Source organism: Kribbella soli (assembly GCF_004331345.1).
Classification (GTDB): Bacteria; Actinomycetota; Actinomycetes; order Propionibacteriales; family Kribbellaceae; genus Kribbella; species Kribbella soli.
The window spans coordinates 1,487,631-1,500,612 of the sequence record NZ_SJJZ01000003.1; the positions used below are offsets into that span (position 1 = coordinate 1,487,631).

The following is a 12,982-nucleotide window of genomic DNA, read 5'->3' on the forward strand; positions in this document are numbered from 1 at the left end:
CAGCGAGTCTGCCGCATCAACCGCACCAACGGCCAAACGGCGCGCGTTGCGTTACTCGTTCGAGCGGCGGCGGCTGAGCATGAGTACGGCGAGCAGGAGGACTCCGCTGGCTACGACGAGTCCGATGGCCACACCGGCCAGGTTGTCGGTGAGCTGGTACAGGGCGGTCGGCCAGATGACCAGGAGGATCGAGCAGCCCACCACGGCGTACGCCGAACGCCGTGTCCGCCCGTAGGCGACCAGCAACGCCGCAGGCCCCGCCGTACCGACTGCCAGCGCCATGATCTCGCCGCGATCCTGCACCAGCCAGCAGATCGAGGAACTGAACATCGCGGCTCCGGCCAGTGACCACGACGTCACCTGATCGCGGACCAGGCCGAGCATCGCGAACACGAACGCGACCAGGATGAAACCGGTCCCGGCGATCCCGGCGCTGTTGGCGGCCGAGCCGGTGTCCGGAGTGAGGACGTCTGCCGTGATCACCAACACACCGACCGCCAGGATCCCGAACGTTGCCACGAGCAACGAAGGCTCCTTCAGCCACCACAACCCGCCGGCCGCCAGCGCCAGCGCGACCGCCACCCCGACGACCCGTCCGGCCTCCCCCTCGACGGCCACGAACGTCGCGAACCCGGCCACGCAACACCCCAACGCGGCGAGCGCCGAACTCAACTGTCCCCAGCGCCGCAGCAGCGCCAGCACCACGGCCGAACCGAGCAGGACAACCGCGGCCGCCGTACCGGTGGTGATCCGCGCGGCACGGCCCATTTCACCCCAGTTCGCCAAGGTCAGGAGCGCGACCGCGCCGAGCAGCAGCGCGCCACCGATGTAGCCGAGCACCTCGACCAGCGCGCTGGTGTGGGCAGGAGCGGGTGGCTCCTTCGCCTTGGCCGGCTCCGGACCGGCAGGCTCCTGCTGCTGCCGCGGTCGACCCGGGTCGGCCAGCACTGCGTCGAGCTCCGCGTCAGCGGCGTCCCGGATCGAGTCGGCCTGGTACTGGCGCAGCACACCAGCGCTCACGAGCCTGGAAAGCTCGTCGTCCAGCCGGCTCGACATGCGATCGCGTCTCCTTGTCAGCCCTACTAACATCAGGCGGCGAGATGCCTATTCTGACCAGCTACCTTGTGTCCTTAGTCAGTCACCCCCTGTTTTCACCGTTGCTGAGCCTGCCGGACGCCTTTCCGACGTTCTTCCGGACCGGCAACGACGGCAAGCTGGAGGTGACCGACCAGGTCGTGGTTGTGCCTGCCCGGATCGCCGGCCTGATCCTCGGCTTCTTCGTGCTCCGCTGGGTGCTTCACAAAGTGATCAGGAAATTCGCCCGCCGGACCGGCAACGGCGCCGTCGCGGGGGTTCTGTCGAAGTCCAGGATCGGTCAGGACTTCGTCGAGAACACGCTCGCGAGTGAGCGCCGCGCCCAGCGCGCCCAGACGATCGGCTCACTCCTGAGCAGCATCGTGACGATCGTGCTGGCCGCCGTCCTGGTGGTGATGGTGCTCGCCGAGCTCGGCTTCAACATCATGCCGGTGATCGCGTCCGCGAGCATCATCGGCGTGGCGCTCGGCTTCGGCGCGCAGACGCTCGTGAAGGACTTCCTGGCCGGCGTGTTCATGATCTTCGAGGACCAGTACGGCGTCGGCGATCTGATCGACATGGAGAAGGCGACCGGCGTCGTCGTCGCGGTCGGCCTGCGGATCACGACCCTGCGCGGCGAGGACGGCACCACCTGGTACGTCCGCAACGGCGAGGTGCTCCGGGTCGGCAACCTGACTACCCGCGACCCGAACAGCGCCGCCGACTCCGGCGTCGGCTCCGGCACCGAGAAGGAAGAATCTAAGGCCGACGAAAGTGTGGCGAGCGGTACGCAGGACGAAAGCCGAGGCTGAGGTACAGGCGCTCGGCGTCCGAACCCTCGACCACCTGCAAGGTGAGCCGCCCACCGGCCGCGTCCCGGCGCGCCTGCGCCAGCAGCCTCGTCGCCAGACCACGGCCGCGGTACTGCGGTTTGGTCGCGACCGCGTAGACGCCGGCGACCGGCCCGGTCCGCAGTACCAACGTGATCGAGGCCGGATCCCCGTCCACGCGGAGCAGGTAGAGCGACTGGCCGGGCTCCCGGTAGTTCTTCAGGGCCTGCTCGGCGAACATCTTCTGCCACCAGTCGTAGTCCGGCTCCCCCACCTCGAGAAACGCCGCACTCTGCACCTCGGCGAACCCCACCGCGTCCGCCTCCGAGTCGATCGCGGCCACCGGCTCTCCAACCGCTGACCCGGCCGGCGCCTCCATGTGCACCAGCACCTCGGCAGCCTTGAACCCCGCCGCGGCCAACCGCTCCTCCCACCCGGCACCGCTCGACGGCACCAACCGAACGGTCGAGGCACCGGTCGGCAACGAAGCGTCCGGCGTCAGCGGTATCCACGCGGAGAACTCCTCCGACTCCCCGACCACCTCGATCGCGTCGGTGGACCGGCGAACCGCACCGCGGTGGGCAGCGAGGAAGGTCAGGTGGTTGTCGAGCAAGGCATCGGGCATGCGAGCAGTCTGCTCGGCCGCACCGACAGATTTCACCTGTTGACGCGTCGCGACCGGAGGGCCATGATCGAGCAGAATCATTAGGAAACCTTCCTATTGATTCGAAGACTCTGACCGTCCCCCGATCCAAGGAGAGTCATGAAGATCCTCGTGAGCGCGGTGACCGCCGCATGCCTGGTGACCGGCTTCGCCGCCGTTGCGCAGGCGAGTACGCACCAAGTGCAGGCCGCCGACCCGGCCGCGATGCCGGCGGCGCCGTACCTCTATCTCGGCTGGGGCAACCCGCAGAAGCCGACCGACGTGATGAAGGCCGCGGGGAACAAGTGGTTCACGCTGGCGTTCGTACTGTCCGACGGTGGCTGCAACCCGAAGTGGGACGGCGATCGTGCGCTGACCGGCGGGTCCGACCAGTCGGCGATCAACAGCATCCGCGCGGCCGGCGGTGACGTGATCCCGTCGTTCGGCGGCTGGTCCGGCAACAAGCTCGGTGAGAAATGCAGCTCGGCCTCGGCGCTGGCCGGGGCGTACCAGAAGGTGATCGACGCCTACAAGCTGAAGGCGATCGACATCGACATCGAGGACACCGAGTTCCACAACAACACCGTGCAGCAGCGGGTCGTCGACGCCCTGAAAATCGTGAAGTCCAAGAACTCCGGCCTGAAGACCTACATCACGATGGGCACCGACCAGAGCGGCCCGGACTCGTGGGGCACCGGGCTGATCAACAAGGCAGCGTCCGCCGGACTCGCGAACGACGGCTGGGTGCTGATGCCGTTCGACTTCGACGGCGGGTCGACGAACATGGCGACGTTGTCGATCAAGGCGTCCGAGGGGCTGAAGAAGAAGCTCAAGAGCGCGTACGGGTACTCCGACGACGCGGCGTACCGGCGGATGGGCATCTCGTCGATGAACGGCAAGACCGACGTCGCCGGCGAGACAGTCCGGCTGCAGGACTTCAAGACGCTGCTGTCGTACGCGCAGCAGCACCACCTGGCCCGGTTCACGTTCTGGTCGATCAACCGCGACCGGCCGTGCTCGAGCGGCGGCGACGGCGACTCGTGCAGCGGGATCTCCCAGAAGGCCTACGACTTCACCAAGGTGATCGCGCAGTACCACCTCTGAAAAGACCAGTGCCCCGGAGAGCCAGGCTCTCCGGGGCACTGTGGTGCTGTCAGGCGGTGAAGGTGACGTCCAGGGTGATGGTCGTCCCGGTCAGCGCCTGCGAGACCGGGCAGTTCTTCTTCGCGCCCTCGGCGAACTCGGCGAACTCGTCGGCGGTCAGGCCGGGGACGTTGCCGTTCACGGACAGCTTGATACCGGTGATGCCCTCACCGGGCTGGAAGGTCACGTCGGCCTGCGTGTCCAGCGACGCCGGCGGGTTGCCGGCCTGCGCGAGCGCGTGCGACAGCGCCATCGAGAAGCACGCCGAGTGCGCGGCGCCGAGCAGCTCCTCGGGGCTGGTCCGGCCGCTGGCCTCCGGCTCGGTGCGCGCGGCCCAGGTCACGTCGAAGGAGCCCAGACCGGACGACTCCAGGTTGACCTGACCGCCGCCCTCCAGCAGCGAGCCTTCCCAGTGGGCCTTGGCGGTACGGGTAGCAGCCATGCTCGTGATTCTCCTTAGAAGGTTCAGCGGCCGGACACGTCGATCGCGCCCGGGTACTGCGGTTCGTCGGTGTTCACCATGCTGTGCGCGGCCATCACCATGTAGCGCCAGATCTCCTCGTCCCGCTCCGGGGACAGGGCGATCTCGTCGAGCGCGGCCCGCATGTGGCCGAGCCACCGGTCCCGCGCACTCGGGGTGACTGCGAACGGCGCGTGCCGCATCCGCAGCCGGGGGTGCCCACGCTGGTCGGAGTACGTCTTGGGGCCGCCCCAGTACTGCTCCAGGAACATCCGGAAGCGCTCCTCGGCCGGACCGAGGTCCTCCTCCGGGTACATCGCCCGCAGTTCCGGGTCGGCGGCAACACCGCGGTAGAACGCTGCCACCAATCGATGGAAGGTGTCCGCCCCACCAACGGCGTCGTAAAAGCTCTGCTGCTCAGTCATCTCGGACCCAGTCTCTCAAGTAGTCACAAGATGCTTGAGCAGGGCTGCCCGTTCGGGGTCTCCGAGGGCTCGTTTGGCGTGCGTCGTACCGTCCACGGCGACGATCACCGACTCCGCCTTGGCGTACACGTCCTCCGACTCGCCACTGCGGTCGACGATCCGCGAGCCGAGCGTGTACGACGACGTACCGACGGACGCGATCCACACGTCCACGTCGTACGGCGGGTGCCGCAGCAGGATCGGCCGCAGGTAGTCGACGGTCTGGCTGACCAGCACACAGGGGTACTGCGCGAAGAAGTCGCCCGTGGTCTCCATCACCTGCCCGAGGAACGCGATCCGGGCCTCCTGCAGGTAGTCGAAGTACCGCACGTTGTTCACGTGGTCGTACGAGTCGATGTCCGACCAGCGGACCAGCACCGGGTGTGTGTACATCAGGCGCCCACCAGCTTCTGGAGAGCCTCGCGCTCGATCGGGGTGATCCGGCGCAGGCGGTTGGCCGCGAAGTCGAACGGGACCAGCTTGGTCTTCGCCTCGACATAGGTACGGCGTTCCGGCTCGGCGTCGAGGATCTCGTAGTCGACCGTGAACGACGCGGCCCGGATCTCGCTGATCCACAGCTCGATCCGCACCGGTTCGGGCCGGAAGTGCAGCGGCGCGCGGTACTGCACCTCGTGCCGGGCCACCAGCAGGCCGGTCTCGAGGTTGTCGGCGCCGAGCTCCTTGGCGGTCCGGAACAGGAAATCGACGCGGGCGTCCTGGAGGTAGTCGACGTACCGGCCGTTGTTGACGTGACCCAGCGCGTCCATGTCGCCCCAGCGCAACGGGCACAGGTAGACGTGGCGGTTGTGATGATCCACACGACGATCATGTCATCCGGGGCACTACCCCGGTGACTGACCGTGGGTAATGTCATCTCCGGCAGACCAGTGCACCGATTGGAGTGGTGGATGAGCACGCAGCGGGTGGCGATCGTGACCGGGGCGGCCCGGGGAATCGGCGCGGCCGTCGCGCAGCGGCTCGCGGCGGACGGTAACGCCGTCGCGGTCATCGACCTCGACGAGGGCGCCTGCGAGGCGACCGTGAAGGCGATCACCGAGGCCGGCGGCAAGGCGATCGGCGTCGGCGCCGACGTCAGCCAGTCCGACCAGGTCGCGGCCGCGGTCGAGCGGGTGGTCGCGGAGCTCGGCGCGCCGACGATCCTGGTCAACAACGCCGGCGTACTGCGGGACAACCTGCTGTTCAAGATGTCCGAGGACGACTGGGACACGGTCATGTCGGTGCACCTCAAGGGCAGCTTCCTGATGTCGAAGGCCTGCCAGGCGCACATGGTCGAGGCCAAGTACGGACGGCTCGTCTTCCTCTCGTCGACCTCGGCGCTCGGCAACCGCGGCCAGGCCAACTACGCCTCCGCGAAGGCGGGTCTGCAGGGTCTGGCGAAGACGCTCGCGATCGAGCTGGGCAAGTTCGGCGTCACCGCGAACGCGATCGCGCCGGGCTTCATCGAGACCGACATGACCGCGGCCACCGCGGCGCGGGTCGGCGTCGACTTCGAAGAGTTCAAGAAAGCGACCGCTGCCACCATCCCGGTGAACCGGACCGGCAAGCCGGAGGACATCGCCGCCGCGGCGTCGTTCTTCTGCAGCGAGGAGGCCGGCTTCGTGTCCGGCCAGGTCCTGTACGTCGCCGGCGGACCACGGAACTGAGGGGAAGCCGACATGCCGCAGACGTTCGACGGCGTCGACGAGGTGGTGCACGCCGTCGGTACGCCGCTCGGCGAGACCGAGTGGCTGGAGATCACCCAGGAGCAGGTGAACCAGTTCGCCGAGGCGACCGGTGACCACCAGTGGATCCATGTCGACGTCGAGCGGGCCGCCAAGGGTCCGTACGGCGGAACGATCGCGCACGGGTACCTGACGCTGAGCCTGATCGCCCGCTTCGGCGAGGAGCTGTTCAAGATCGAGGGTGTGACCGCAAAACTCAACTACGGCGTCAACAAGGTCCGTTTCCCCGCCCCGGTCCCGGTCGGCGGCCGGGTCCGCGCCGGCGCCTCGATCGCGAACGCCGTCCAGACCCCGGCAGGTGTCCAGGTCTCCCTCAACTGGGTGATCGAACTGGAGAACTCCACCAAGCCGGCCTGCGTCGCAGAAACCGTCGTACTGCTCGTTCCGTAGCGTCCTTTCAGAGCGGGCAGATCAGGACTGCGTGGGTGGCGATGCGGTGGTAGCCGAGCCATTCGTTGACGGCAAGCATCGGGGTGTTGCCGTCGTAGTTCGCCGTGTAAGCGGCCGTGACACCGGCCTCGGCGGCGCGGTGCAGCGCGGCGGCCTTGACCAGCTTGGCGAGGCCGCGGCCGCGGTACTCCGGCAGGGTGGACGTCATCCTCGACCAGATCTTGGTGCCGTCGCCGTGGTTACGGGTGAACGCGATGATCCGGCCCTCGTGCCTGACGGCGACGCCCATGGCGCGCATCAGGTCCGGTGAGTTCCAGATATCGGCGAGCCATCCGTCGTACGGCTGGGAGGAGATCTTCGCGTCGCCCGGCTTGGTGCGCTGGGCAACCTCGTCGGCGGCGTGCAGCAACCGCGGATCGACCTCGGTGAACGGGACCAGCTCCACCTCGCTCGGGACCTCGGGAAGGTCCGGCGCCTTGCGCGGATCGATGCCCGCGTAGTGCACCTGCCGGGTCTGCCGGTAACCGAACCGCGCCGCCCAGTCCACACTGCCCGGGTCGGCGAACACCCGCGCCGACGTGGCTCCCGCCGCCCGCAGGTCGGCGTGAATCTCCTCGAGCAGCCGCGTGCCGATCCCCTGGCCGCGGTATTCCGGCCGGACCAGCAACCGCAGCTCGCCGTCCAGCGGATCCGATCCGCCGATCAGTCCGCTCGACGCCCAGCCCACCAGGCCACCGTCGTCCACCGCCACGAACGACCCGCGCCCGACGTCGGCCGGCGTCGCCAGCCGACGGGTCAGTGCACTGCGCGTGATCACCAGATACGGGACGAGCGCATCGTGCATCGCCACCGCTGCGTCGACATCCCCCGGACCCGCTGCCCTGATCTCCATCCGATCTCCTTGGGAACTCCAACGACGAAGTCCCCCGGAAGGTAACGTTTTCTCAGGTGCATACCGGAAGGAAACGGATCACAGCTCCGTCTCAGAGGGTTCTGAGCAGACCCAGCTCGGTCTGCACCCGCCGGTACCCGAGCCAGTTGTTGATGGCAAGCATCGGGCCGTTCTCGTCATCGTTGGACGTGTACGCCTCAGCGACCCCGGCGGCCGCCGCGCGCCGGAGAGCGACCGACTTCACCAGCTTCGCCAGCCCTTTCCCGCGGTACCCCGGAATCGTGCCGGTCATGCCCGACCACATCCGGTCACCGTGCGTCTCGACCACGGTGAACGACGCCATCTCGTCGCCGGCCATCGCCGCGACACTGAGCGACTTGTCCATCGCCGGCCCGTTCCAGATCTCCTCCAGCCACTGGTCGTAGTCGACCGAGTCCAGCGGCGAGTCACTCGGCTCGTCGAGCGAGGCGATGCTGTCTGCCGTGTACGCCGCCTGCGGGTCCACGGTGTCGAAGGCGACGAGCTCGATCCCCTCGGGCGTCTCCGGCTGCTCGGGCAACGACGTCAGCTCGACGCCGGAGAAGTGCATCTGACGCGTTCCGTCGTACCCGAGGTTGCGGGCGAACTCGAGGCCGTCGGGCTGCACGAACGTCCGCACCCGGACCGCGCCGACCTCGGTGAGGTGCTGGTGCAGTCGCTCGGCGAGCTCGCTGCCGATGCCCTGCTTGCGATGCTGGGGATGCACGAAGATGCTCAAGTGGGCCTGGCCCGGATCGCTCGTCCAGACGTTCAGGCCGGCCGACGCCCAGGCCACGATCTCGCCGTCACGTTCGGCGACCAGCGGCAGGAACCGCTCCCCGGGCAACTGAACCGTGAGCATGTGCCGCGTCGCCGCGGGCGACATGACCTTGTACGGCGCTACCACCCGTCGTACCGCTGCCACTGCCTCAGCGTCGTCTGCCACGGCCTGCCGTACCACCGCCCGGGTCCTCATGCCCCGGACCCTAGCCAGCCTGCCTTACCCACGCCACGCATTAACAAGGCGCAACGCGATCGCAACGGCGACGAGAGTCCTGTGATTCGGCTGTGTAGCGGACTCGTACTAAAGTGGCGCGGTGCTGTCGGACTGATCGCCCCGACCGCCGGAAGTGCCATCGTGGTTCCACGCGACGGGGTCACCGGCGGCGGGGCGTCCGCATTTAGCCTTGACCTCTCGTAGGCGTCAGGCGTAAACAGCCACCATGCAGATGACCGACGGAGCGGCAGCCGCCCGCACCCTCGCCGGCCTGATGGTCGCCGACAACCCGCGCCCGGAGTTCGCCGACGCGTTCCGCCCGTTCGCACCGCTGATCGGCAGCTGGGACCTCGACGTCGCCTGGTACGACGACAGCGGCGCGATCACCCGGCAGACGAAGGGTGAGTGGCACTTCGCCTGGGCGCTCGACGGCCGCGCGGTCGCGGACGTCTGGATCACGCCGAGCCGGGCCGCGCGAGCCACCGACGGCGACGGCGAGTGGGGGCTGTCGGTTCGCATCTACGATCCGGAACTGCAGGCGTTCCGCTCGACCTGGATGGGCCCGAAGGCGGCGTTCGTGATGCCGTTCATCGCGCGTGCGACCGCGGACACCATCACCCTCGAGTCACAGATCGCCAACACCCGCTGGGAATTCACCGGCATCACCGCGACCGGCTTCCACTGGCGCAACGAGGACCTCGATGCCGAAGGCAACGTCATTCTGCGCCAGACGTTCGTGGCCACCCGTCAGCCGTAGGTCGCCAGCGCGGCCTGGGCCAGCTCCAGCATCCGCGCCCGCAGGTCGTCGGGTCCGAGGACCTCCAGGTCGCCTGCGAATCCGAGCAGTACGCCGCACGCGGCCTCCCGGACCCGGAAGTGCAGCCGCAGGTGCGGCCACTCGTCGTCGGACGGCACGTCGCGCGCAACCTCCCCTTTGGTGAGCATCGGCGAGGCGATCCGCCGGATCAGCTCCACCTTCTCCGGCCGTACCCGGACCAGTACGTCGACCCCGACAGGTGCCTGCCGCTCGAGTCCGGACCGCAGCCGCTCCCACTCGGCACGGACGTCCAGCCCGTCGGGCCGCTCCGCCGCCTCTTCGAGTACGTCGGCCTGCTCGACCCGAGACACCCGGTACATCCGCGCTGCCCCACGATGCGCTGCCACCAGGTACCACCGACCCGCCTGCTCGACGAGCCCCCACGGGTCCACAGTTCGTTGCTGGACGCCCTCACTCGCCGACGCGTACCGCAGTCGCACCCGTCGCCGTTTGACGACCGCCTGCCGCAGTACGGGCAACGCACCGGTGTCCTCCGCCTCCGCGAACCACCGCCGCCGGTCCACGACGATCGCACCGGACAACGCGTCCGCGTCCCCCTGCAGCTCCACCGGCAACGTCGCGGACAGCTTCCCCATCGCCGAGTGCAGCGCATCCTGCAGCCCGAGCTCCTCCGACAACGCCGCCCGCCCAGACCACGCGAACAACGCCTGCGCCTCCCGCGGCGTCAACTCACTCACATCGGCGCGGTACCCCGGCAGCAACACACAACCCCCGTTGCGCCCCCGCTCGGAGTACACGGGTACGCCGGCCGCGGACAACGCCTCCATGTCACGCATAACTGTCCGCGACGACACCTCCAGCCGCTCAGCAAGGTCCCGCGCACTCAACCGCTCATGCCGCTGCAGCAACAGGATGATCTGCAACAACCGGTCCGCTCGCATACCGCCAATAATATGGGACAGAAGATGTCGTATATAGCCCGCGAAGCTGTCTCCATGACCAACGTTGTGAACGACCCCCGACCGCTGTTCGTCCGTGCACTCGATCAGACGCAGCAGCTCGTCACCGCCACGGGACCTGACAGCCTCGACCTACCGACCCCGTGCGACGAGTACGACGTACGCACGCTGCTCGGCCATCTGCTGACCGTCATCGCCCGTATCGACCTGGCGCTGCGTGGCGGCGATCCGCTGACGATTCCGGTGGTGACAACTGGTGTCGACGACGTACCGGCCGCATGGAAGGAACGCCGGGTGTCCCTGGACGACACCGTGACCGACGACGCCGTACTCGGTCAGACCTGCAAGCTGCCGTGGGGCACTCTGCCCGGCGCAGCCGCGATCGCTGCGTACACAGGTGAGCTCACCACGCACTCCTGGGACCTGGCGAAGGCCACTGGGCGTCTGGACCAGCTGGACGACGCTCTGGCGACACAGGTGCTTCCGATGGTGCGCAAGGCCGTTCCAGCCGAGCAGCGCGGCGGACACGTGCCGTTCGGCCCGGTAGTACAGGTGCCCGCCGACGCGTCGCCGTACGACCAGCTGGCGGCTTGGCAGGGTCGCCAGCCCTAGGCGATCCCGCCGTTCAGCATCAGGCCGCCGTCGATCGTGATGGTCTGGCCGGTGATCCACGACGCCTCGTCGGACAGCAGGAACCACACCAGCGAGGCGACGTCCTCCGGCCGGCCCAACCGACGCAGGGGGTACGTCGACGCCACCTTGTCCTCGCGCCCTTCGTAGAGGGCTCCGGCGAACTTGGTCTTCACCACCGCCGGGGCCACGGCGTTCACCCGGATCTCCGGAGCCAGCTCGACGGCCAGCTCCTGTGTGACCCGGGACAGCATCGCCTTGGTCGCGCCGTACCACCCGATGCCCGGCGAGGGCCCCAGACCAGCTACCGAGGACAGGTTGACCACGGCCCCGCCGTGGGCGCGCATCCAGGCGTCCCGGCAGGCCTTCACCCAGGCGATCGTGGCCAGCACGTTGGTGTCCACCATCTTGGCCGCGACCGTCTGGTCGACGTCCAGCAGCTTCCCGTAGATCGGGTTGATGCCGGCGTTGTTGACCAGCAGATCCACCGATCCGTACGTCGCCACCGCTGCCGCCACGACAGCGCCCCGGTGCGTCGGGTCGGCCGCCTTGCCGGCCACGGCCAGCGCGTGCTTCCGGCCGCCCAGGGTCTCGACCGCCTGGTCGAGAGTCTCCTGGGTCCGGCCGGTGATGACGACGCGAGCGCCATCGGCCACCAGGCGCTGCGCGATCGCCAGCCCGATACCGCGGGAGGCTCCGGTGACGATTGCTGTCCGGCCGTCGAGCGCCATCAGCTGAGGCGCTCGAGAACGATCGCCATCCCCTGGCCGCCGCCGACGCACATCGTCTCGAGACCGAACTGCTTGTCCTCGAACTGCAGGCCGTTGACCAGCGTGGTCATGATCCGCGCACCGGTCGAGCCGAACGGGTGGCCGAGCGCGATCGCGCCGCCGTGCACGTTCAGCTTGTCCTCGTCGATGCCGAGCTCACGCGCCGACCCGATCACCTGGACCGCGAACGCCTCGTTGATCTCGACCAGGTCGATGTCGCCGATGCTCATCCCGGCCCGCGCCAGCGCCTGCTTCGACGCCTCGACCGGACCGAGGCCCATGATCTCCGGCGACAGGCCGCTGACACCGGTCGACACGATCCGCGCCAGCGGCGTCAGGCCGAGCTCGCGCGCCTTGGTGTCGCTCATGATCACGACCGCGGCGGCGCCGTCATTCAGCGGGCAGCAGTTGCCGGCCGTCACGGTGCCGTCGGGGCGGAACACCGGCTTCAGCTGGCTGACCTTCTCCAGCGTCGTACCGGCCCGCGGCCCGTCGTCCTTGCTCACCACGGTCCCGTCGGGCAGCGTCACCGGCGTGATCTCGCGCTCGAAGAAGCCGTTGTTGATCGCCTTCTCGGCCAGGTTCTGCGAGCGGACACCGAAGACGTCCTGGTCCGCGCGGCTGATGCCCCGCAGCGTCGCCACGTTCTCGGCGGTCTGGCCCATCGAGATGTAGATGTCCGGGATCAGCCCGTCCGCGCGCGGGTCGTGCCAGGTGTCGTTGGTCTCGGCGTACTTCTCGGTCCGCGCGACCGCGTCGGTGAAGACCTCGTTGAACGAGCTCGGGTCGCCGACCCCGGCCGAGCCGAAGTTCTTGTACCGCGAGACGCACTCGACGCCGGCGCTGACGAAGATGTCGCCCTCACCGGACTTGATCGCGTGGTACGCCATCCGCGCGGTCTGCGTCGACGACGCGCAGAACCGGTTGACCGTGGTCGCCGGCGTGTTGTCCCAGCCGAGCTGGACCGCGACGCGACGGGCCATGTTGCCGCCGTGCTCGTCGTGCGGCTCCGCGCAGCCGAGCGCCAGGTCCTCGATCTGGTCACCGGTCAGCCCGACCTTGTCGACCGCCGCCTTGATCATCTGTACGGCGAGGTCGTCCGGCCGGATCGTGGTCAGCGACCCCTTGTGCGCACGGCCGATCGGCGAGCGGGCCGTGGACACGATGACTGCTTCAGGCATTGCAGGTCCTT

At 68.4% G+C, this 12,982-nt stretch carries 17 protein-coding genes; 6 read left to right on the forward strand and 11 right to left on the reverse strand.

Annotated elements, in window-relative coordinates; all coding sequences use genetic code 11:
- Positions 1-51: 51 nt before the first annotated feature.
- Entirely contained in the window at positions 52-1,056 is a 1,005-nt protein-coding gene (locus E0H45_RS29895) for a hypothetical protein (RefSeq protein ID WP_131343393.1), read from the reverse strand.
- Between the two features lie 101 nt (positions 1,057-1,157).
- Here E0H45_RS29895 and E0H45_RS29900 point away from each other — a divergent pair, with 101 nt between their 5' ends.
- Positions 1,158-1,886 (forward strand): mechanosensitive ion channel family protein, encoded by a 729-nt coding sequence (locus E0H45_RS29900; RefSeq protein ID WP_238155370.1) that lies wholly within the window; start codon positions 1,158-1,160, stop codon positions 1,884-1,886.
- Here the strand turns inward: E0H45_RS29900 and E0H45_RS29905 are convergent.
- A complete protein-coding gene (locus E0H45_RS29905; protein WP_131343397.1) occupies positions 1,834-2,529 on the reverse strand; it encodes a GNAT family N-acetyltransferase in 696 nt (231 codons plus the stop codon). The two genes, E0H45_RS29900 and E0H45_RS29905, sit on opposite strands and share 53 nt — an antisense overlap.
- Before the next feature lie 138 nt (positions 2,530-2,667).
- On the opposite strand from E0H45_RS29905, the gene E0H45_RS29910 reads away from it, so the two are divergent.
- Entirely contained in the window at positions 2,668-3,651 is a 984-nt protein-coding gene (locus E0H45_RS29910) for a chitinase (protein ID WP_131343399.1), read from the forward strand.
- Positions 3,652-3,700: 49 nt separating this feature from the next.
- On the opposite strand, the gene E0H45_RS29915 is transcribed toward E0H45_RS29910, so the two are convergent.
- Genes E0H45_RS29915 through E0H45_RS29930 form a run of 4 tightly spaced genes read right to left on the reverse strand, consistent with a single transcriptional unit; the run spans position 3,701 to position 5,432 of the window.
- Positions 3,701-4,132, reverse strand: a complete 432-nt coding sequence (locus E0H45_RS29915) for an OsmC family peroxiredoxin (protein WP_130381255.1) — start codon at positions 4,130-4,132, stop codon at positions 3,701-3,703.
- Between the two features lie 23 nt (positions 4,133-4,155).
- Complete coding sequence (locus E0H45_RS29920) at positions 4,156-4,575, reverse strand: globin (protein ID WP_131343401.1); 420 nt, start codon at positions 4,573-4,575, stop codon at positions 4,156-4,158.
- A 15-nt stretch (positions 4,576-4,590) separates the two neighbouring features.
- Positions 4,591-5,007 carry an acyl-CoA thioesterase gene (locus E0H45_RS29925; protein WP_238155371.1) on the reverse strand — a complete coding sequence of 139 codons (417 nt, stop codon included), beginning with the start codon at positions 5,005-5,007 and terminating at the stop codon, positions 4,591-4,593.
- On the reverse strand, positions 5,007-5,432 hold the full coding sequence (locus E0H45_RS29930; RefSeq protein WP_238155372.1) for an acyl-CoA thioesterase: 426 nt from the start codon (positions 5,430-5,432) through the stop codon (positions 5,007-5,009). The genes E0H45_RS29925 and E0H45_RS29930 overlap by 1 nt, the downstream gene beginning before the upstream one ends.
- Positions 5,433-5,522: 90 nt before the next feature.
- Here E0H45_RS29930 and E0H45_RS29935 point away from each other — a divergent pair, with 90 nt between their 5' ends.
- A complete protein-coding gene (locus E0H45_RS29935; RefSeq protein ID WP_131343403.1) occupies positions 5,523-6,278 on the forward strand; it encodes an SDR family oxidoreductase in 756 nt (251 codons plus the stop codon).
- Between the two features lie 12 nt (positions 6,279-6,290).
- Positions 6,291-6,746, forward strand: a complete 456-nt coding sequence (locus E0H45_RS29940) for a MaoC family dehydratase (protein WP_131343405.1) — start codon at positions 6,291-6,293, stop codon at positions 6,744-6,746.
- A 7-nt stretch (positions 6,747-6,753) separates the two neighbouring features.
- Here the strand turns inward: E0H45_RS29940 and E0H45_RS29945 are convergent, their stop codons facing one another.
- Complete coding sequence (locus tag E0H45_RS29945; RefSeq protein WP_131343406.1) at positions 6,754-7,638, reverse strand: GNAT family N-acetyltransferase; 885 nt, start codon at positions 7,636-7,638, stop codon at positions 6,754-6,756.
- Between the two features lie 91 nt (positions 7,639-7,729).
- A complete protein-coding gene (locus E0H45_RS29950) occupies positions 7,730-8,632 on the reverse strand; it encodes a GNAT family N-acetyltransferase (RefSeq protein ID WP_131343408.1) in 903 nt (300 codons plus the stop codon).
- A gap of 247 nt (positions 8,633-8,879) precedes the next feature.
- Here E0H45_RS29950 and E0H45_RS29955 point away from each other — a divergent pair, with 247 nt between their 5' ends.
- Positions 8,880-9,410 (forward strand): hypothetical protein, encoded by a 531-nt coding sequence (locus E0H45_RS29955; protein ID WP_238155373.1) that lies wholly within the window; start codon positions 8,880-8,882, stop codon positions 9,408-9,410.
- Here the strand turns inward: E0H45_RS29955 and E0H45_RS29960 are convergent.
- Positions 9,401-10,372, reverse strand: coding sequence for a helix-turn-helix transcriptional regulator (locus E0H45_RS29960; RefSeq protein WP_131343410.1), 972 nt, complete (start codon positions 10,370-10,372; stop codon positions 9,401-9,403). The two genes, E0H45_RS29955 and E0H45_RS29960, sit on opposite strands and share 10 nt — an antisense overlap.
- A gap of 54 nt (positions 10,373-10,426) precedes the next feature.
- On the opposite strand from E0H45_RS29960, the gene E0H45_RS29965 reads away from it, so the two are divergent.
- Positions 10,427-11,002: a TIGR03086 family metal-binding protein gene (locus E0H45_RS29965; protein WP_238155374.1), complete on the forward strand. Its 576-nt coding sequence runs from the start codon at positions 10,427-10,429 to the stop codon at positions 11,000-11,002.
- Here E0H45_RS29965 and E0H45_RS29970 read toward each other — a convergent pair.
- Both E0H45_RS29970 and E0H45_RS29975 read right to left on the reverse strand, forming a co-directional pair.
- Entirely contained in the window at positions 10,999-11,751 is a 753-nt protein-coding gene (locus E0H45_RS29970; RefSeq protein ID WP_131343412.1) for an SDR family oxidoreductase, read from the reverse strand. The genes E0H45_RS29965 and E0H45_RS29970 overlap by 4 nt on opposite strands.
- Positions 11,751-12,971 carry an acetyl-CoA C-acetyltransferase gene (locus tag E0H45_RS29975; protein WP_131343414.1) on the reverse strand — a complete coding sequence of 407 codons (1,221 nt, stop codon included), beginning with the start codon at positions 12,969-12,971 and terminating at the stop codon, positions 11,751-11,753. Before E0H45_RS29975 ends, E0H45_RS29970 begins: the two co-directional genes overlap by 1 nt.
- Positions 12,972-12,982 lie beyond the last annotated feature (11 nt).